Origin of the sequence: Ruegeria sp. HKCCA5839 (assembly GCF_013035585.1) — a bacterium.
GTDB lineage: Bacteria > Pseudomonadota > Alphaproteobacteria > Rhodobacterales > Rhodobacteraceae > Ruegeria.
This window is the reverse complement of sequence record NZ_WQIE01000002.1, coordinates 122,366-141,524: the sequence shown is the minus strand read 5'-3', so window position 1 is coordinate 141,524 and position 19,159 is coordinate 122,366. Positions and strand designations below refer to the sequence as shown.

The 19,159-nt window shown below is 57.8% G+C and carries 16 protein-coding genes; 4 read left to right on the top strand and 12 right to left on the bottom strand.

Annotation, left to right across the window (positions count from 1 at the left end):
- Window positions 1–61: 61 nt before the first annotated feature.
- From GOV38_RS06250 to GOV38_RS06215, 8 genes are all read right to left on the bottom strand, one after another.
- Complete coding sequence (locus GOV38_RS06250; RefSeq protein ID WP_171208488.1) at window positions 62–1,258, bottom strand: phenylacetate--CoA ligase family protein; 1,197 nt, start codon at window positions 1,256–1,258, stop codon at window positions 62–64.
- Window positions 1,259–1,277: 19 nt separating this feature from the next.
- Window positions 1,278–2,111 carry an ABC transporter ATP-binding protein gene (locus GOV38_RS06245; protein WP_171208487.1) on the bottom strand — a complete coding sequence of 278 codons (834 nt, stop codon included), beginning with the start codon at window positions 2,109–2,111 and terminating at the stop codon, window positions 1,278–1,280.
- A gap of 76 nt (window positions 2,112–2,187) precedes the next feature.
- Window positions 2,188–3,471: an ABC transporter substrate-binding protein gene (locus tag GOV38_RS06240; RefSeq protein ID WP_171132577.1), complete on the bottom strand. Its 1,284-nt coding sequence runs from the start codon at window positions 3,469–3,471 to the stop codon at window positions 2,188–2,190.
- 76 nt (window positions 3,472–3,547) lie between these two features.
- Entirely contained in the window at window positions 3,548–4,624 is a 1,077-nt protein-coding gene (locus GOV38_RS06235) for a branched-chain amino acid ABC transporter permease (RefSeq protein ID WP_171132580.1), read from the bottom strand.
- 3 nt (window positions 4,625–4,627) lie between these two features.
- Window positions 4,628–4,885, bottom strand: a complete 258-nt coding sequence (locus GOV38_RS06230; RefSeq protein ID WP_171097514.1) for a hypothetical protein — start codon at window positions 4,883–4,885, stop codon at window positions 4,628–4,630.
- 2 nt (window positions 4,886–4,887) lie between these two features.
- A complete protein-coding gene (locus tag GOV38_RS06225) occupies window positions 4,888–5,874 on the bottom strand; it encodes a branched-chain amino acid ABC transporter permease (RefSeq protein ID WP_171097513.1) in 987 nt (328 codons plus the stop codon).
- A gap of 29 nt (window positions 5,875–5,903) precedes the next feature.
- Window positions 5,904–6,722 (bottom strand): ABC transporter ATP-binding protein, encoded by an 819-nt coding sequence (locus GOV38_RS06220; protein WP_171208486.1) that lies wholly within the window; start codon window positions 6,720–6,722, stop codon window positions 5,904–5,906.
- A gap of 78 nt (window positions 6,723–6,800) precedes the next feature.
- Window positions 6,801–8,744: an AMP-binding protein gene (locus GOV38_RS06215; RefSeq protein ID WP_171208744.1), complete on the bottom strand. Its 1,944-nt coding sequence runs from the start codon at window positions 8,742–8,744 to the stop codon at window positions 6,801–6,803.
- Between the two features lie 332 nt (window positions 8,745–9,076).
- Between GOV38_RS06215 and GOV38_RS06210 the strand changes: the two genes are divergently transcribed.
- On the top strand, window positions 9,077–9,598 hold the full coding sequence (locus tag GOV38_RS06210; protein WP_171208485.1) for a hypothetical protein: 522 nt from the start codon (window positions 9,077–9,079) through the stop codon (window positions 9,596–9,598).
- Between the two features lie 739 nt (window positions 9,599–10,337).
- Here GOV38_RS06210 and mutT read toward each other — a convergent pair.
- From mutT to GOV38_RS06195, 3 genes are read right to left on the bottom strand one after another with little or no spacing between them, the layout of a single operon-like run.
- Window positions 10,338–10,736, bottom strand: coding sequence for an 8-oxo-dGTP diphosphatase MutT (gene mutT, locus GOV38_RS06205; RefSeq protein WP_171132588.1), 399 nt, complete (start codon window positions 10,734–10,736; stop codon window positions 10,338–10,340).
- Entirely contained in the window at window positions 10,733–11,959 is a 1,227-nt protein-coding gene (gene argJ / locus GOV38_RS06200) for a bifunctional glutamate N-acetyltransferase/amino-acid acetyltransferase ArgJ (protein ID WP_171208484.1), read from the bottom strand. Before argJ ends, mutT begins: the two co-directional genes overlap by 4 nt.
- 5 nt (window positions 11,960–11,964) lie before the next feature.
- Window positions 11,965–12,813 carry a peptidylprolyl isomerase gene (locus tag GOV38_RS06195; RefSeq protein ID WP_171132592.1) on the bottom strand — a complete coding sequence of 283 codons (849 nt, stop codon included), beginning with the start codon at window positions 12,811–12,813 and terminating at the stop codon, window positions 11,965–11,967.
- A 176-nt stretch (window positions 12,814–12,989) separates the two neighbouring features.
- Here GOV38_RS06195 and secA point away from each other — a divergent pair, with 176 nt between their 5' ends.
- The 3 genes from secA to GOV38_RS06180 all read left to right on the top strand — a co-directional run bounded on the left by secA (window position 12,990) and on the right by GOV38_RS06180 (window position 18,308).
- On the top strand, window positions 12,990–15,707 hold the full coding sequence (secA, locus tag GOV38_RS06190; protein ID WP_171208483.1) for a preprotein translocase subunit SecA: 2,718 nt from the start codon (window positions 12,990–12,992) through the stop codon (window positions 15,705–15,707).
- Window positions 15,708–15,809: 102 nt separating this feature from the next.
- The gene (locus GOV38_RS06185; protein ID WP_171208482.1) at window positions 15,810–16,727 is read left to right on the top strand and encodes a hypothetical protein; all 918 of its coding nucleotides are present in this window, start codon (window positions 15,810–15,812) and stop codon (window positions 16,725–16,727) included.
- A gap of 24 nt (window positions 16,728–16,751) precedes the next feature.
- The gene (locus GOV38_RS06180; protein ID WP_171208481.1) at window positions 16,752–18,308 is read left to right on the top strand and encodes a substrate-binding domain-containing protein; all 1,557 of its coding nucleotides are present in this window, start codon (window positions 16,752–16,754) and stop codon (window positions 18,306–18,308) included.
- A 71-nt stretch (window positions 18,309–18,379) separates the two neighbouring features.
- Here GOV38_RS06180 and radC read toward each other — a convergent pair whose 3' ends face one another.
- Entirely contained in the window at window positions 18,380–19,135 is a 756-nt protein-coding gene (gene radC, locus GOV38_RS06175; protein WP_171208480.1) for a DNA repair protein RadC, read from the bottom strand.
- Between the last annotated feature and the right edge of the window lie 24 nt (window positions 19,136–19,159).

The window sequence follows — 19,159 nt, the reverse complement described above, 5'->3', positions numbered from 1 at the left end:
CGAAAACGGTCGGAAACACCAGTGGGGGCGCCAACAATTCTATGGCACCGTCACCCGTGCGCTATTCGTAAACGCGCTGATCTTCGATCACCAAACCGTCCTTGGGCAAGGATCCCGGGGCCACAACCTCGATCGCGCCTTTCAGTTTCAGCACTTCGGTGACCGATTTGGCATAGGCCATGTCATCACCACCGGGGCTTTCGATCTGTACCGTCATCGTGTCCATTTCGCCCTGACGCGCCGCGATGACGCGGGCTTTGACGATCTCGTCATGTTTGTCGACCAGCGCAGCCACCTGCTCGGGCCGCACGAACATGCCTTTGATCTTGGTGGTCTGATCCGCGCGTCCCATCCAGCCCTTGATGCGCAGATTGGTGCGCCCGCAGGGCGACTGCCCCGGCATCACGGCAGACAGATCGCCGGTTGCAAAACGGATGAGCGGATAGTCGGGGTTCAGCGAGGTGACGATCACCTCACCCACCTCACCCGGCGCGACCGGAGTGCCCGTGCCGGGGGTCACGATCTCGACAATGACATGCTCATCGATGATCATGCCCTCCATCGCAGGGCTTTCATAGGCCACGTTGCCCAGATCAGCGGTGGCATAGCATTGCAGGCATGAGATCCCACGATCCGCATATTCCTGACGCAGCGACGGGAACAGCGCGCCACCGCCCACGACGGCTTTTGAGAAGTTGAGCCCTACGCCCATCGCATCCGCCTTGTCCAAAATCACTTTCAGATAATCCGGTGTCCCGGCATAGGCGGTACAGGCGATGTCACGGGCGGCGGTAACCTGCAATTCCGTCTGACCTGTGCCCGCAGGCAGCACGGTGGCCCCGACCGCGCGCGCGCCGCTTTCAAAGATCATACCCGCAGGTGTCAGATGATAACCAAAGCAGTTCTGGACGATGTCCCCAGACCCTATGCCTGCCGCGTGCAGAAACCGCCCCATGCGCCACCAGTCATGGCTGATGCCACCGGGTTCATAAATCGGGCCCGGGCTTTGAAAGATATGCGCGACATTGGAGGTGAACACCCCGCCAAACGGAGGGTTTTCCGACTGCCACGCCGCCAGTTCCGACTTGCGCAGCACAGGCAGCTTGGCCAGATCATCCAGCGTTTCGACTGTGTGGTCCGTGATCCGGCAAGCGCCCGGAACGGAACTGGCCCGTTCGATCTGGTCTTTGACGCGCGTAAGTTGATCTGCCGCGCGTTCATCGGCAGAGCGGGTTTCCAATGCGTCGAAATAGGTCATTGCCATATCCTCCATCCGCTTACAGCCATCTCTTGCGGCGGCGGTACGAGCGCACGTCGCGAAAGCTTTTGCGGCCTTCATCCGACATGCCAAGGTAAAATTCTTTAACGTCCGGGTTTTCACGCAATTCAGCAGCTGGCCCATCCATCACAACGCGACCCGATTCCAGGATGTATCCGTAGTGCGCAAACCGCAGCGCCACGTTGGTGTTCTGTTCCGCCAGCAGGAAAGACACGCCTTCCTTTTCGTTCAGATCCTTCACGATGCCGAAAATCTCTTCAACCAATTGCGGCGCCAAACCCATCGAAGGTTCGTCCAGCAGAATGGTTTCGGGTCGTGACATCAGGGCGCGGCCCATGGCCACCATCTGCTGTTCCCCGCCCGAGGTATAGCCCGCCTGGCTTTTGCGCCGTTCTGCAAGGCGGGGGAAATAGCTATAGACCAGTTCCAGATCCTTCTGGATCGCGGTGGCCCCGTCTTTGCGCGTATAAGCGCCGGTCAGCAGGTTCTCTTCCACCGTCAGATGCTCGAAACAGTGACGGCCTTCCATCACCTGAATTACACCTTTTTCTACCAGAACAGCCGGATCGCTTTCATGAACGCTCTCGCCGCGATACTTGATCGAGCCTTTGGTGACTTCACCGCGTTCGGAATGCAAAAGGTTTGATACGGCTTTCAAGGTCGTTGTCTTGCCCGCACCATTGCCGCCCAAGAGCGCCGTGATACCGCCTTTGGGAACGGTCAGGCTGACGCCTTTCAACACGAGGATCACGTGGTTATAGATCACCTCGATATTGTTGACCTCAAGCAGGGTTTCCGCCTGCACGTCGGTGGTTTGTGCCGCATCAAGCATCAGCGCGTGTCCTTAAGCCTGCCCTGTTTGGGCCGATTGATAGGGGCGGCAGCTGCCCGCCGCCCCTGGGGTTTCATCAGTTGCAGCGTGTTTCGATGTTGTTCTCAGCCGCATAAGCTGCCGAGTCCTCTGCGATCAACGCGTTGATGACTTCGGCATCGGTTGGCTTGAAATCCTGGATCGAGTTCCAGGTTCCAGCTGCCGCATCCCACTGGACAACACCAACCAGACCGGGGCCACCGTGGTTTTCACAGGACACCGAGAACTCGGGGCCGAAACCTGCCATGCCCAAAGCTTCCATCTTGGCATTGGTCATCTCAAGCGCTTCCATCCCGTCGCGCATCATGGACGGGTCGATCTCGGCCGTGCCATGCATCTCCTGCGCGGTTTTCACGGCTTCAGCTGCCAGCATTGCAGCATAAAGACCACGGTTGTACTGCACCGAGCCCAGCTGATCTCCAGCACCCGCAGCCTTACCGGCATCAACGACGTATTTCTGAAGATCTTCATAAACCGGATAGTCCTTGCCCAGACCGGTAAAGGTCAGCGCCTTATAGCCGGTGGCCTTGTCACCTGCCGGTTCAACGTCGAATTCGGCACCCGACCACCAGACACCGATGAAGTTCTCCATCGGGAAGCGGATATTGGCGGCTTCCTGAACCGCGACCTGGTTCATTACGCCCCAGCCCCACATGATCACATAGTCAGGCTTTTCACGGCGGATTTGCAGCCACTGCGATTTCTGTTCCTGACCTGGGTGGTCAACAGGCAGCAGCGTCAGGTCATAGCCATGCTTTTCGGCCAGAGTTTCCAACGTGCGGATCGGTTCTTTGCCATAAGCCGAGTTATGATAGACCAGCGCAATTGTCTTGCCGCTCAGATCTCCACCGTTTTCGTCCAGCAGATAGTTGATCGCGCCCGATGCACCGTTCCAATAGTTGGCCGGATAGTTGAACACGTGGCTGAACACGTCGCCATTCGCCGCCGAAGTTCGGCCATACCCCATGGTGTGCAGCGGAATGCCATCTGCGGTCACTTTGGGGATGAGCTGATACGTGATCCCGGTCGACAGCGGCTGATAGACCAGCGCGCCCTCACCTTTGGTGGACTCATAACATTCCACACCTTTTTCGGTGTTATAACCGGTTTCGCACTCGATCACGCGGGCCGGAACACCGCCGATACCACCGTCACGTTCGTTCAGCAGAGTGAAATAATCGGCATAGCCATCCGCAAACGGAATACCGCCCGCCGCGTAAGGACCGGTGCGGTAGCTGAGCGAGGGGAACACAAGGTCGGCCATTGCCGGACCTGCGGCCATCAGCGCGCCCAGCGCCAGGGTTGCCATTTTCTTTTTCATCGGGTGTCTCCTCCCTTGATTGATCCGATGGTGAACACGGGCTTATGCCGCCCGTCTTGTCTTTGGGCCGGCCCCGTCAATGGGGGAACGGCCAGAGTCTGAGTTTCTCTTTCGCGACACGCCACAGCTGTGCCAGCCCGTGCGGTTCGAGGATCAGGAACATGATGATCATGGCGCCGACGATCACCAGGTTCAGATGCGCCACGATATCCGTCGGCCATCCAAGCAGATCGACCCCGATCAGTTTCAGAAGCACCGGCAACAGCACCAAGAACGCCGCCCCGGCGAAGGATCCAAAGATCGAACCCAGCCCGCCGATGATGATCATGAACAGCACCAGAAATGATTTCTGGATGCCAAACACTTCGCCCACTTCGACCGCGCCCAGATAGACCGCAAAGAACAACGCGCCCGAGATGCCCACAAAGAACGAGCTAACGGCAAAGGCAGTCAGTTTGGCCTTAAGCGGGTTCACTCCGATGATTTCAGCTGCGATATCCATATCGCGGATCGCCATCCAGGTCCGGCCGATGGTGCCCCGCGTCAGATTGCGCGCAATGATGGCACAGACAGTCAGGAACACCAGGCAGAACAGATAGGTCGCCCAGGCCGGCGCATTTGGGCCGGTGATGATAATGCCGAATACATCCCGCTCGGGCGCATTGATCTGACCCGAGGCGGAGTAGTTGTAGAACCACGGCACCCGGTTGAAGAGCCAAACAAGAAAGAACTGCGCCGCCAAGGTGGCAACCGCCAGATAGAACCCTTTGATCCGCAGGCTGGGAAGGCCGAACAACACGCCCACCAACGCCGTGATCCCGCCCGCAAGTATGACATGGATGAACATGCTGACATCGGGAAAGGCGGTCATCAGCTTGTAACAGGCATAAGCGCCTACAGCCATGAAGCCGCCGGTGCCAAGGCTGACCTGCCCGCAATACCCCACAAGAATATTCAACCCGATCGCGGCGATAGCATAGATCAGAAACGGCAGCAGCAGGGCATTGGCCCAATAGTCGTTGATTAGAAACGGAACGATCCCGAACGCGACCGCCAACACCACATAGTACCGATACCGGTCAAACTTGATCGGGAAAGTCTGACTGTCGGCGATGTAGGATGTTTTGAAATCCCCGGCCTCACGATAGAACATGTATTACTTTCCCCATTCCTGTTGCGCCCGGTTGCGGGCAGCAGCGTCCAGTTGATTGGACCCCTTGGCATATCCGCTCGCCTCCGAGGCGCGCACCAGTTTCATGTACGCCAGAACACCCATGATCAGCCCGGCAAAAGCCAAAATCGACGCAATTACCAACTGGCCCTGGGTCAGGTCATCGGATGTCAGCGCGATGTACCCAAAAGCCCAGAACCCGGCCCAAGCGACGACGTTGATGATGGCGATGAGTTTGGTCATGCCTACACTCTCTCGATGATCTTCTCGCCGAACAGACCCTGCGGTCGGAACACCAGGAAGATCAACGCCAGCACATAGGCAAACCAGTTCTCGGTCGCGCCGCCCAGCGCAGGGCCAAGAGCGAATTCGAACAGTTTCTCACCCACACCGATGATCAAACCGCCTACGATGGCTCCGGGGATCGAGGTGAACCCGCCCAGCATCAGAACCGGCAGCGCCTTGAGCGCGATCAGGCTCAGCGAGAACTGAACGCCTGATTTGGTGCCCCACATGATCCCCGCGACCAGGGCCACGAAACCCGCCACGGACCAGACCATGATCCAGATGAAGTTCAGCGAGATGCCCACCGACAGCGCCGCCTGATGGTCGTCGGCAACCGCGCGCATCGCGCGACCCTGCTTGGTGTATTGGCTAAAGGCCACCAGCGCGGCCACCAGCAGCGCCGCAATGATCGTCGCCACAATATCCAGATTGTCGATGAAGAACCCGTAGTCGAAGATCTGGAATGTCGTCTCGTCGATCCACAGGTTGATCCCCTGCGGCAGCCCCACATCCAGCGTCTTGATCTCGGACCCCCACATCAGGTCGGCCACGCCCTCAAGGAAAAACGCAAGCCCGATGGTCGCCATGAACAGAATGATCGGCTCCTGCCCCACCAGATGCCGCATGACAAAGCGCTGCACCGCCCAAGCCATCAACACCATCACCGCCATGGTCAGGAGGATCGCCAGCAATGCCGGCACGTTCCAGCCGAAATAATGCACATGAGTGCCGAAAATCGCATTGATCAGATGCGCAAACGGCACCTGCCCATTCATGATCCCAACCAGCGTCATCGCCGCAAACAGGGCCATAACCCCTTGGGCGTAATTGAAAATCCCCGACGCTTTGTAAATCAGCACAAAGCCGAGCGCGACCAGAGCATAAAGCACCCCGGCCATCAGACCGTTAAGGATCACCTCCATCGCGAAAATCAGTTGTTCAGGCATCAGCGCCTCCCCCAATTTCTGCCCGCACCTCAGTCATGGCTGACCCCCAGATAGGCGTCGATCACCTCTTGGTTGTTGCGCACCTCATCTGGCGTGCCATCCCCGATCTTGCGCCCGTAATCCATGACGACCACACGGTCGCTCAGATCCATCACCACGCCCATGTCATGTTCGATCAGCGCGATGGTCGTGCCGAACTCATCATTCACGTCCAGGATAAAGCGGCTCATGTCCTCTTTTTCCTCGACATTCATGCCGGCCATCGGCTCATCCAGCAGCAAGAGCTTGGGCTCAGCCGCCAGCGCCCGCGCCAGTTCGACCCGCTTCTTCAACCCATAAGGCAGACGCGACACCGGCGTCTTTCGGATGTGCTGGATCTCCAGGAAATCGATGATCTTCTCGACCGCCTCGCGGTTTTCCGTCTCTTCGGCCTCGGCTTTTCCCTTCCACCAGGCCTGTTGCAGAATGTTGGTCTTCATAAAGCTCAGCCGCCCGGTCATGACATTGTCCAGAACACTCATGCCTTCGAACAAGGCGATGTTCTGGAAGGTCCGCGCAATACCCTGTTGCGCCACCTCAAACGGCCGCATCTGCGGGCGCTTTGCACCATGGAACCAAACCTCACCCTCCTGCGGGACATAAAATCCCGAGATCACGTTCAGCATCGAGGATTTGCCTGCCCCGTTCGGCCCGATGATGGCGCGGATCTCGCCTTCGCGAATGTCGAACGAGATATCCTTGATCGCCACCACACCGCCAAAGCGCAGGGTGATGTTCTTCATCTCCATCACCACACCACCGATCTTGCGGCCGTCTTCGGTGACATATCCTTCGGAATTATCCAGCATCAGCCCCTCCCGGCGATACGTAAAAACGGGACGGTGGGCGGGGCGATGACCGCAGGTCGAGCGGCGCGCGACGGCCCATCATTCCGCCGCAACCTTGTGCTGTGTCACGGCCACAACCGGCGCGTCGATGATCTGCAAGGTTGCCGAAATCGACCCCTTGCGCCCATCCTCATAGGTCACCTCGGTTGTCGTCGACACGCTCTCGGACCCGTCATAAAGCGCGTCAATGATGTCTTGGAACTTCTCTTCCACAAACCGACGGCGCACCTTGCGCGTCCGCGTCATCTCGCCGTCATCGGCGTCCAATTCCTTGTGCAACACGACAAAGCGATGCACCTGACAGCCCGACAGCATCTCATCCGCCGCGATGGACCGGTTGACCTCTTCGACATGCCCCTTGATCGTCTCTAACACACGCGGATGTGCCGTCAGTTCCTGATAGGACGCATAGGCTACATTGTTGCGCTCCGCCCAGTTGCCCACCGCTGTCAGGTCGATATTGATAAAGGCCACGCAGCGATCCTTGCCGTTGCCGAACAGAACAACCTCAAGAATATCGGGATAGAATTTCAGTTTGTTCTCGACATATTTCGGCGCAAACATCGACCCGTCGGCCATCTTACCGACATCCTTGGCGCGGTCGATGATCCGCAGATGGCCCGAGCTTTCCTCGATAAACCCTGCGTCCCCCGTGGCCACCCAGCCTTCGGCATCTTTGGTCGAGGCGGTCGATTCCGGGTTGTTGTAATATTCCACAAAAACCCCTGGTGACCGGTAATGGATCTCACCACTCTCATCGATCTTCAGTTCAACCGCGGGGGCGGGCACGCCGACCGTATCAGCGCGCACTTCGCCATCAGGTTGCTGCGTGATGAACACCGTAGCTTCGGTCTGCCCATACAGTTGCTTCAGATTGATCCCCAGTGAGCGGTAGAAATCAAAAATCTCGGGCCCAATCGCCTCACCCGCCGTATAGCCTACGCGAAAGCGGCCATAGCCCAGCGTATCCTTGAGTGGGCCGTAGACCAGCAGATTGCCCAGCGCGTATTTCAGGCGGTCACCAAAACCCACTGGTTTGCCATCCAATAGCAACCCGCCCACTTTCTTTGCATGTGCCATGAAGTGACGGAACATGCGCTGCTTCAGCTTGCCCGCATCTTCCATGCGGATCATCACATTGGTCAGCTGCGTCTCAAACACGCGCGGTGGCGCAAAGAAATAGGTCGGTCCGATCTCGCGCAAATCGGTCATCATCGTGTCGGCGCTTTCGGGGCAGTTCACACAGAAACCACACCAATAGGCTTGCCCGATGGAAAAGATGAAATCCCCCACCCAGGCCATCGGCAGGTAAGACAGGATGTCCTCATCGCGCGTCAGATGATCGAACTCAGCCGAGTTTTTCGCGCTCTCAATCACGTTCCGGTTCGACAGCACCACGCCCTTGGGCTTGCCGGTGGTGCCCGAGGTATAGAGCATCACGCAGGTATCGTCATAGGTGATCGCCGCAATACGCTGATCCAGTTCCGCGTCAAACCGCGCGTGACCGGCGCGGCCTTCGGCCATGATGTCATCGAGCGCGTTCATCTGGGAATGGTCGTATTTCCGCATCCCGCGCTTGTCGGTATAAAGGATATGCTTGACCTGATGCAGGGTCTCCTGGATCTCGATAACCTTGTCGACCTGCTCCTGATCGCCGCAAACCACGTATTTCGCGCCGCAATGCTCCAGAACATAGGCCATCTCTTCCGCGACCGAATCCTGATACAGAGGCACCGGCACAGCACCCACCATTTGAGCCGCGACCATCGACCAGTAATGCGCCGGACGGTTACGGCCTATGACGGCGATATGATCGCCTTGCGCAACGCCCAGTTCCAGAAATCCCAGCGCGATGGCGCGGATTTCCTCGGCCGCTTCTGCCCAGGTCCAGCATTGCCAGATCCCGAATTCCTTTTCCCGGTATGCCGGGGCATCCCCGAACTGGGTCGCATTGCGATGAAGCAGCGCCGGCAGGGATTGCATCCCTTCCGCGCCTGACTGCGTCTGAGCCAATCTTTCTCTCCTCCCCATCCGACCCCTCCCCGGGCCGGAAATGGCGGGCCGGATGATCGCCCGGTCGCCAGTGCTCCGATTAAGAAGCACCGGAAAGATCAGCGTCAAGTTTTGCCTGATGTTTTCTCAATTCTTACGAATTGTAACAAAGAGATGGAAAAAGTTCCGATAACTTCAATTTTGCGGTGGCATTCAGAAAACAGTTGATAAACAGTCGATTGGAGGATCCAAAGCACGATGCTATCTGGGTTCTTTTTTTGTTAGATTAGGTTTTCACATAACATTCGATGATCGGTGAACAAATGAAAATTAAAACAAAAAGTATCACATTCTTAACTTGGTTTATGGCCCTAATGCTCTCAGCTGTCGTAAGCAGTGGTGCTGCGGCGAAGGTGTTTGTGGTAATCGACGACACATTTGAGGTAACAACCCATGGCGCGCAGATAAAAGAGTTGGGAAACAACTGGCATCAACTTGTCACATTTCACAAAGTGGTAAAGGTCAAAAACAGAGCGTATGCCTGCGTTGGTTATCTGGGTAACGTTCCGAGAAAAGAGTTCCTGCAAAAGGCCAGAATTGTTTCGGGTAATACAGAAGTCAAAACACAACTAGGCGGAGCAACTTGGTTGGTGAACGAACCAAAGGTGATTTCTGAACGAAAACGCTCTAACGTAAGCTTGTTGGGGGCCGTAGCTGCACCAGCGGATATCAGCTTAGTTACTGGCTCAAAAGTCAAATGTCTTAAGGGGGTGAAATGGCAAGACAACTTCACCTCGGATCCGTCTAGGCTTGAAATCCCTGATAAAGTGTGGGTCGAACAATGAAAACCGGTATGCTGATTCAGTTAAACTCAGGGCTCACCATCAATCCCTCAAAGCCGGAACCAATGTAACATCCGCTTCGGGCATCAGACAGTCTCGCCGACCATTCGCCCAAACACCCCTTTCAACGCCTGCCTCGGCTACAAACTTTTCCCACTGCAAACTGGCCGAAACTAAGAAGAAATTCGATTAACCCACAATTCATCCACAAGAAAAACCTACCTTTTTCAATAGCTTATCCACAAGAAATTTGCGGAACTGCGACATTTTTTCTTGATCGACTCACAGCGAATTCATAGCGTTTCTATACCGCAGCCGAAGATCTCGATCAGAGGATGCGGACGCAAAGACCCCGGTTGCTTTCGGGCACTCATGGACGGATCATTGATTTAGCTTTGAGTGTAACGGGTAGCTGGATGCGGATCGGATCGCGTGGGGGTGAAAGCCTCGTGGCGAATGGGTTTGTGTAAGCCGGAAGGTTTCTTACCGTGTGGGTGCATCAGCGCCGTGACGGACGAGACAGAAGGCAGGGTTGAGCGAGGAGGATCTGGTCTTCGGATCGATGCTCCGGTGTCGAATGGTAACGTTCGAACACAAACTGGGCCTGCTGTCGCCCTCTGGGGGGATGATGAGGTTCAATAGGGCGCCAGAAAGTGCGGGCTTATGTCCAACTTTCTGGCGCCTTTTTACTTCCGGATGGCAACGCCATTGCTCTGCTAGATCGCGCGCATCTGTCTCACCGCTATAGCCAATCCCGCAAAATCGGTATCAGTGGCACATCCGCTGCGGGCATCGGATAGTTCCGCAGATCATTTGCCCGGACCCATTTCAGGGTCTGACCCTCTTTCGACTGCGGAATGCCCTCCCATTTGCGGCAGGCAAAGAGCGGCATCAGCAGGTGAAAATCGTCATAGCTGTGGCTGGCGAAGGTCAGAGGCGCGAGACAAGAGGTCCAGGTGTTGATGCCCAGCTCTTCCTCAAGCTCTCGGATCAGCGCGGCTTCGGGAGTTTCACCGGGTTCGATTTTGCCACCGGGGAATTCCCAGAGCCCCGCCATGGATTTGCCCTCGGGCCGTTGCGCCAGCAGGACGCGGCCCTCGATGTCGATCAAAGCCACGGCGGATACCAATACGGTTTTCATGACCGGTAGTCCGCGTTGATCTCGATATAACCATGTGTCAGGTCGCAGGTCCAAACAGTGGATGCTCCGTCACCGATCCCCAAATCGACCGCAATCACTAGATCCTGACCTTTCATATAGGCCGCGGCGTCTTCCTCGCGATAGTCGGGGCTGACCCAGCCTTTTTCGGCGACCAGAATGTCGCCAAACGAGATGCTCAGCAGATCCCGATCCGCGGCGGCCCCCGATTTACCGATGGCCATAACCACACGGCCCCAGTTCGGGTCTTCACCCGCGATGGCGGTCTTGACCAAAGGCGAGTTGGCGATCGCCAACCCGTGCACCTTGGCGTCCGAATCCGAGGCGGCTCCGGTCACGCGGATTTCCACAAACTTGGTCGCCCCTTCGCCGTCGCGCACCACCTGCTGTGCGAGATCCAGCATCACCGACTCCAAGGCCCGCGCGAAAGCCGGGTCCCCCGTCGCATCGACGCCCGAGGCCCCCGTTGCACAGAGCAGCAGGCTGTCCGAGGTCGAGGTATCGCTGTCCACCGTGATGCAATTGAACGTCCGATCCGCCTGCGCGCCCAACATCTCTTGCAGCGCTGATTGTTCGACCATTGCGTCGGTAAAGATATAAACCAGCATCGTCGCCATATCAGGCGCAATCATGCCGGACCCCTTGGCAATCCCCGCGATAGAGACTGTTTTTCCACCAATCTCAACCTGCGCCGAGGCACCTTTGGGAAAGGTGTCGGTGGTCATGATCGCCCGCGCCGCGTCTTCGATGGCGTGACGGCTGAGGCCGGATTTCAACGCCTCAAGCTGCGCGACGATCTTGTCATGAGGCAGCGGCTCGCCGATCACGCCCGTCGACGACGTAAAAACCCGTTCCACCGGAACACCGGTGGCCGTCGCGACCGCTTGCGTCAGTTCGGCCACCGACGTCTGGCCATAGTGGCCAGTAAAGGCATTGGCATTGCCCGAGTTCACCAGAATAGCCGCCGGTCCATCGCTGGGTCCGCCGATCTTGTCCTGGCAATCCAGCACGGGGGCTGCGCGGGTGGCCGAGCGCGTGAAGACACCCGCAACCGAAGTGCCCGGATCCAACACCGCCAACATGACATCAGTGCGACCCTGATACCGCACACCCGCCCCGACTGTGGCAAACCGCACGCCATCAATCGCGGGCAGATCGGGAAACCCCGCCGGTGCCAGCGGAGAGACCTTGGTGAAATTGGCCACGCGGATTACTCCTGAATCAGAGTCGTCTGACGGATGATCTCGGGGCCGACCCCTTCCAGTTCAGAGCGCTCGATCTGCGCTTGTTCTGTCAGCTCTGCGATCTTGGCCTGAATGGCTTCTTGCTGCAGAGTTTGGGCCAGCTCATTGCGCACGGCGTCCAACGCAGGCGCTTCGGATTTGCGCTTGTCATTCAGGATCACCAGGTGCCAGCCGAACTGGGTTTGCACCGGCTCCGAAACCTGGCCCTTTTCCAAGTCGATCACGGCTGCTTCGAACTCGGGTACCATGCGGCCTTTACCGAACCAGCCCAGCGCACCCCCATTCGGGCCCGAAGGGCCGGTCGAATGCTCGCGCGCCATCTCGGCAAAATCGGCGCCATCATCCAGCAGCGCCTTTACCTCTTGGGCCTTTTCTTCGGTCTCAACCAGAATATGGCTGGCATCATATTCGTCTTCACCCTCGAAATTGGCGAATTGAGCGTCATAAGCAGCCTGGATCGCCTCATCCGTGACCTCTGCGGTCGAGATTGCCTCGACCGTTTGCACCGCTTGCAGCGAACGGGCTTCATTTTCCAATGCCAGCTTGTTGCGGGTGGTCAGGCCTTCTTGTTCCTGACTGAGCAGTTGTTGCTGCACCAATTGTTCGATGATGAAGTCGAACAGCACCGCGTCTTCCAGTTGCTGATACTGCGGCGGCAACACCGCGACGCTGGCGATAACGTGACCCAGTGTGATCTCGTCTCCGTTCACATTTGCCACAACGGTGTCGGCATCCGGGGTGGTCTGCGCCGCCAGCGGCAGGGCGAACACAGCGGCCAGTGCCATCGACGAGAGAAAAGTGAGGCCTTTGGGCATGGAATCATCCTATTTCTTTGCCACGACAGGGCGCGGCGTTGACACTTTAGAACCTGCCGCTTACATCGCTTTGAAGCCTTGGACAGGGCCGCCTTTCACCCCCCGTATCTATGGGTTGCGCGCAAGGGGGGCAAGCCTGTCGAAACCAAGACAAGAATAGATCCGCTGGAGTGAACATGCTGGGACTCGGAACGCTCGCCAAAAAGGTGTTCGGAACACCGAACGACCGCAAGATCAAGGCGACCCGCCCGCTGATCGAAAAGATCAACGCGCTGGAGCCCGAGTTCGAGAAACTGTCCGACGATGGCCTGAAGGAAAAGACCGAAGAGCTGCGCAAACGCGCGCTGGATGGCGAAAGCCTGGATGACCTGCTGCCCGAGGCCTTTGCGAATGTGCGTGAAGGCGCGAAACGGGCGCTGGGTCTGCGCGCCTTTGATGTGCAGTTGATGGGCGGCACCTTCCTGCATCAGGGCAATATCTCGGAAATGAAAACCGGTGAGGGCAAAACCCTTGTCGCAACTTTTCCCGCCTATCTGAACGCGCTGACCGGCAAGGGTGTGCATGTGGTCACGGTGAACGAATACCTGGCCAAGCGCGACTCGGAATGGATGGGCAAGGTGTTCGCCGCAGTAGGCATGACCACCGGAGTGATCTGGTCGGGCCAACCCGATGCCGAGAAGAAGGCCGCTTATTCCTGCGATATCACCTATGCCACCAATAATGAGCTGGGCTTTGATTATCTGCGCGATAACATGAAGGCCAATCTGGATGACGTCTATCAGCTGCACCACAATTTCGCGATCGTGGATGAGGTAGACTCGATCCTGATCGATGAGGCGCGGACTCCGCTGATCATCTCGGGACCGTCCGAGGACCGGTCGGAACTTTATACCAAGATTGACGCTGTGATCCCATCCTTGCAGGACGATCATTTTACGCTGGACGAAAAGACGCGGAACGTGACCTTCACCGACGAAGGCAACGAGTTTCTGGAGCAGCAACTGCACGCTGCAGGTCTGCTGCCGGAAGACCACTCGCTCTATGATCCCGAAAGCACCACAGTGGTGCACCATGTCAATCAGGGCCTGCGTGCGCACAAACTGTTCCAGCGCGACAAGGACTATATCGTCCGGGATGGCAATGTCGTTCTGATCGACGAATTCACCGGCCGCATGATGCCGGGCCGCCGATTGTCCGAAGGCCTGCACCAAGCGCTTGAGGCCAAGGAAAACGTACAGATCCAACCCGAAAACGTGACCATGGCCAGCGTGACGTTCCAGAACTATTTCCGTCTCTATGACAAGCTGAGCGGCATGACAGGGACAGCCCTGACCGAGGCTGAGGAATTCCAGGAGATCTATGGGCTGGGCGTGGTCGAAGTGCCAACCAACAAGCCGATTGCCCGTGACGACCGGGACGATCAGGTCTATCGCACGGCTGCGGAAAAATACAACGCGATGATCGAGCAGACCAAAAAGGCCACCGAAAAAGGCCAGCCGGTTTTGTTGGGCACTACGTCGATTGAGAAATCAGAACTGCTGAGCCAGATGCTGACCAAAGAAGGCATCGAGCATAACGTTCTGAACGCCCGCCAGCACGAGCAAGAAGCACAGATCGTCGCTGACGCGGGCCGTTTGGGCGCGGTGACCATCGCCACCAACATGGCCGGGCGCGGCACCGATATTCAGTTGGGCGGCAATGTCGAGATGAAGGTGCTGCAAGCACTGGCCGAGAACCCCGAAGCAGACCCCAACGAGCTGCGCGCCGCGGAGGAGGCCAAACACGCCGAAGAAAAGCAAAAGGTTCTGGATGCCGGTGGTCTTTACGTGATGGCCTCGGAACGGCATGAAAGCCGCCGGATCGACAATCAGCTGCGCGGTCGTTCGGGCCGTCAGGGCGATCCGGGCAAGACGGTGTTCTACCTCAGCCTCGAAGACGACCTGATGCGCATCTTTGGTTCGGAACGGCTCGATAAGGTTCTGACCACGCTGGGCATGCAGGAAGGCGAGGCGATCATCCACCCCTGGGTGAACAAATCGCTGGAGCGCGCGCAATCCAAGGTCGAAGGTCGTAACTTCGACATGCGCAAAAACGTCCTGAAGTTTGACGATGTGATGAACGATCAGCGTAAGGTGATCTTCAGCCAACGGCGCGAGATCATGTCGTCTGACGATCTATCGGATATCGCGTCTGATATGCGCGAACAGGTTATTGACGACCTGATCGATGAATACATGCCTCCGAAATCCTATGCCGATCAGTGGGATGTCGACGGCCTGCACGAGGCCATCAAGGACAAACTGACCATTGATGCCCCGGTTCAAGAGTGGGCCGCCGAGGAGGGCGTGTACGACGAACAGATCCGCGAACATCTGGTCAAGGCCGCGAATGAGATGATGGCGCAGAAGGCATCCGCATTCGGCCCCGAAAACATGCGCAACATCGAAAAGCAGGTCCTGCTGCAGACCATCGACAGCAAATGGCGCGAACATCTGCTGACTTTGGAACATCTGCGTTCGGTTGTGGCGTTCCGTGGCTATGCCCAGCGTGATCCGTTGAACGAATACAAGAATGAAAGCTTCCAACTGTTCGAAGGCATGTTGGACAGCCTGCGCGAGACGGTGACGCAACAATTGTCGCGCGTGCGCCCTCTGACCGAGGAAGAACAGGCGCAGATGCTCGCGCAAATGGCCGCGCAACAGGCGCAGGTTCAGAAAACAGTGGATCAGGCAACCGATCAGGCCGAGGCCAAGGCCGAAGCGGCAGCCTCTGGCGATGCCCTGCCCGGGTTTGACGAAAACGACCCGTCAACCTGGGGGAACCCCTCGCGTAATGACCTGTGCCCCTGCGGATCGGGCAAAAAGTTCAAACATTGCCACGGTCGGTTGACGTAACGATAGTTTATCACATGGACACAATGACTCCGTTAGGTGGTCACAGTTCCGCCCTGATTGCTTAACAGAGTACGACTCGCTCCTTCAACTGGGGAGGGTGTTTTGTTTGTCGTAAGAAACTATGTGACCATGGGCGGGACCGTCGCGTGCGCCTTGGCCATTGGCTACTTGATGCAATACGGTCCGGCCGCGCAAAAAAATGCGATGTCAGGCCAGGATGAGGTGATTGTCGCCTCGAATGCGGCTGTCGATCTGACCGGTATCAAGCGCGTTGTGTTGACGGCCTCGACCTCAGCAGCAAACACCAGCTTTTCTGAATCTGGCACCTCTGAAAATACCAGCCGTTTTCAACCCAGGGTCGCTCAGAAATGCGCCCTGAGTGCCCGGGCCAAACCAGCTCCTGACGCCACCGCAACGCTTTCCATCAAAGCTCCGTGCCACGAAAACGCGACCCTCGAAATTCACCACAATGGTCTGATCTTCAATACCGTAACCAACGAAAAAGGGGCAGCGCGCCTGACCGTGCCGGTGATGGCTGAATACGCGATTTTTCTGATCTCGATGGGTGAGGATGGTGGAACCGTCGCAACCACCCATGTTCCCGAGGTTCGAAATTTCGATCGCGTCGCGCTGCAATGGACGGGCGATACCGCTTTGCAGCTTCACGCTTTGGAGTTCGGCGCTAGCTATGGCCAACCCGGCCATGTGTGGGCCAATCCAGAAGCAAGCGGTGCAGGCTCGATGGTTGGTTTGGGGCTGCGCGGATTGTCTGAATCACGAAATGTCGAGGTCTATTCCTTCCCGAAAAGCTCTACCTCTAGCGGCACCATAGAACTGAGCATCGAGGCCGAGGTGACCGCGTCGAACTGTAACAGCGAACTGGCCGTGCAGTCGCTGGAATTGCGTGATGCGCTGCTGACCACTCGTGACCTGTCGCTGACACTTCCGGACTGTTCGCAGGCCGGACAGTTTCTAGTGTTGAATAATCTGCTGCAAGATCTGACAATCGCCGCAAAATAAATCGCAGGCGGGTATCAAACTTTCATGACCTTTTTCCGTATGGCGGCGGCCGCGCTGATCTGGCTGTCCAATTCGGTGATCGCGCAGGCCCAGGACATCACCCTGACATCCCATGATGGCAAGGTCGAAGTCACCGGCAACCTGCTGTCCTATGACGGCGAATTCTACCGGGTCGCCACCCAGTTCGGAGAGCTGACTGTAGATGGCTCGGGCGTGACATGTGAGGGGCTGGCCTGCCCCAACCTGATCGACTTTGTGGCCGAAGTTCGGTTTTCAGGCTCGTCAGTCATGGCGGAAACCGTGTTGCCCGCCCTGATAAAGGGGTTCGCAGATCAAGAAGGGATGACCGCGACCCGTACCCAGCTGGATGACTCAACACTTCAGTTCGAGCTGTCAAAGCCAGATCGCAACGCCCCGATGGCACGGTTCAGCTTTCGCACTGGCACAACTGATGATGGCTTCGCCGATCTAATCGCGGACGAGACCGATGTGGTGCTGGCCCTGCGCGCCGTGCGTGACGCCGAAAACGAAGCCGCGCGTGCGGCTGGGCTGGGTGATCTGACCCAAACGCGCCGCTCTCGCATCGTTGCACTGGACGCGATGGTGCCGGTTGTTGCCGATGAAAACCCTTTCCGCCAGATCTCATTGGTTGACCTGGCCCGCATCCTGTCGGGCGAAGTACAGAACTGGCTCGATCTGGGCGGACCGGATGCGCCAATTGCGCTGCACGTGCCGGGTGCCGGTACGGGGTTGCGCCAGGTGATCGAAGACCAGCTTCTGAGCCCGGCAAAGCTGCAGCTGACCGACGCCATCATACCCCATGATCAAAATGCTGACCTGATCCGCGCCGTGACCCGTGACCCGTTTGCCATCGGTATCACCAGCCAGGCCGGAACCGGCGAGACACGCGCGCTGCCCCTTGCAGGTGGGTGCGGTCATGCGCTGGCCGCCACCCGGCAATCGATCAAGACCGAGGACTATCCTCTGACGTCACCCATGTTCCTGTACCTGCCCGCACGCCGCCTGCCCCGCATCGCGCGACAGTTTCTGGCCTTCTCGCAAAGCCCCGCCGCCCAGGACGTGATCCGGCAAGCGGGTTATGTGGATCAGGCACCCGAGATGCTTGGGGTTAGCGCACAGGGGGATCGCCTGGCCAATGCCATCGCCTCGGGCGGGGCCGAGGTTGGACTGGAAGAGTTACAACGCATGATCGCCGTTATGCGCCCATCCGACCGTCTGTCTCTGTCTTTCCGGTTCGAGCCCGGATCCTCGCGCCCGGATGCACAATCGCGGGCCAATATCCTGCAATTGGCACAGGCGCTGGAGGCCGGAACATTTGAAGGACATCAGCTGACATTTGTCGGGTTCAGCGATGGCAGCGGCGCCGCTGCTGCAAACGCCCGGATCGCCCAACTGCGCGCGCGCACCGTCCGCAACGCAGTGCTTGCCGCCGTTGAAACTGAAATCCCCGAAACGGTCGAACTGCTTGTCGATGGGTTCGGAGAAGCCATGCCCATGGCCTGCGACGACAGCGAATGGGGCCGCAAGGTCAACCGACGGGTCGAGATCTGGGTGCAATAATCCCGAGCTTCTTCTTGTCAAAAATACGGTGGGGGTGAATTGGCCCTTGGGCCAAGAGGGGGCAAAGCCCCCTAAAGATACCCCTGCGCCCGAAAGCTGAGTTCTGTCGATTTTCCAATGATCAGATGATCATGCAACGTCAGCCCCAGCGCTAGACAGGCATCCTGAATCCGGTTGGTCATGTCGATATCCGATTGCGACGGCGTCGGATCGCCAGAGGGATGATTATGCACCAGGATCAGGGCCGAGGCGTTCAGCTCCAGCGCGCGTTTCGCCACCTCGCGCGGGTAAACCGGCACGTGATCCACCGTGCCCTTGGCCTGTTCCTCATCCGCGATCAGAACGTTTTTGCGGTCCAGATAAAACACCCGGAACTGCTCGGTCTCACGATGGGCCATTGTGGTGTGGCAATAATCCAGCAGCGCATCCCAGCCCGAGATCACATGCCGCTGCATCACGCGCGCGCGGGCCATGCGATGCGCGCAGGCCTCAAGGATTTTCAGATCGGTGATCACGGAATCCCCGACACCTTTGATCTGGCGTAGTCGCTCTTCGGGCGCGGTCAGCACCCGGTTGAAATCTCCAAACGCATCCAGCAAAGCCCGCGCCAAAGGCTTCACATCCTGCCGCGGGATCGCGCGGAATAGCACCAGTTCCAGCAACTCATAATCCGGGATCGCAGCCGAGCCACCCGCCATGAACCGTTCGCGCAGCCGCTTGCGGTGATCTTTGATGTAGGAGGGTAACCGACCACCGGGCAGCGGCTGCGCCGGCGCTTCGTCTGTGTCAAACAACATGGGGGCTTCGGCGAATGCATCCTGTGTCATGCCCCGACACTGGCCCAGAATCGG

What these genes read in the sequence shown, in the direction of transcription:
- GOV38_RS06250 (WP_171208488.1), bottom strand. Translation starts at nt 1,258, where the DNA reads ATGACCTATTTCGACGCATTGGAAACCCGCTCTGCCGATGAACGCGCG.
- GOV38_RS06245 (WP_171208487.1), bottom strand. Translation starts at nt 2,111, where the DNA reads ATGCTTGATGCGGCACAAACCACCGACGTGCAGGCGGAAACCCTGCTT.
- GOV38_RS06240 (WP_171132577.1), bottom strand. Translation starts at nt 3,471, where the DNA reads ATGAAAAAGAAAATGGCAACCCTGGCGCTGGGCGCGCTGATGGCCGCA.
- GOV38_RS06235 (WP_171132580.1), bottom strand. Translation starts at nt 4,624, where the DNA reads ATGTTCTATCGTGAGGCCGGGGATTTCAAAACATCCTACATCGCCGAC.
- GOV38_RS06230 (WP_171097514.1), bottom strand. Translation starts at nt 4,885, where the DNA reads ATGACCAAACTCATCGCCATCATCAACGTCGTCGCTTGGGCCGGGTTC.
- GOV38_RS06225 (WP_171097513.1), bottom strand. Translation starts at nt 5,874, where the DNA reads ATGCCTGAACAACTGATTTTCGCGATGGAGGTGATCCTTAACGGTCTG.
- GOV38_RS06220 (WP_171208486.1), bottom strand. Translation starts at nt 6,722, where the DNA reads ATGCTGGATAATTCCGAAGGATATGTCACCGAAGACGGCCGCAAGATC.
- GOV38_RS06215 (WP_171208744.1), bottom strand. Translation starts at nt 8,744, where the DNA reads ATGCAATCCCTGCCGGCGCTGCTTCATCGCAATGCGACCCAGTTCGGG.
- GOV38_RS06210 (WP_171208485.1), top strand. Translation starts at nt 9,077, where the DNA reads ATGAAAATTAAAACAAAAAGTATCACATTCTTAACTTGGTTTATGGCC.
- mutT (WP_171132588.1), bottom strand. Translation starts at nt 10,736, where the DNA reads ATGAAAACCGTATTGGTATCCGCCGTGGCTTTGATCGACATCGAGGGC.
- GOV38_RS06195 (WP_171132592.1), bottom strand. Translation starts at nt 12,813, where the DNA reads ATGCCCAAAGGCCTCACTTTTCTCTCGTCGATGGCACTGGCCGCTGTG.
- secA (WP_171208483.1), top strand. Translation starts at nt 12,990, where the DNA reads ATGCTGGGACTCGGAACGCTCGCCAAAAAGGTGTTCGGAACACCGAAC.
- GOV38_RS06180 (WP_171208481.1), top strand. Translation starts at nt 16,752, where the DNA reads ATGACCTTTTTCCGTATGGCGGCGGCCGCGCTGATCTGGCTGTCCAAT.
- radC (WP_171208480.1), bottom strand. Translation starts at nt 19,135, where the DNA reads ATGACACAGGATGCATTCGCCGAAGCCCCCATGTTGTTTGACACAGAC.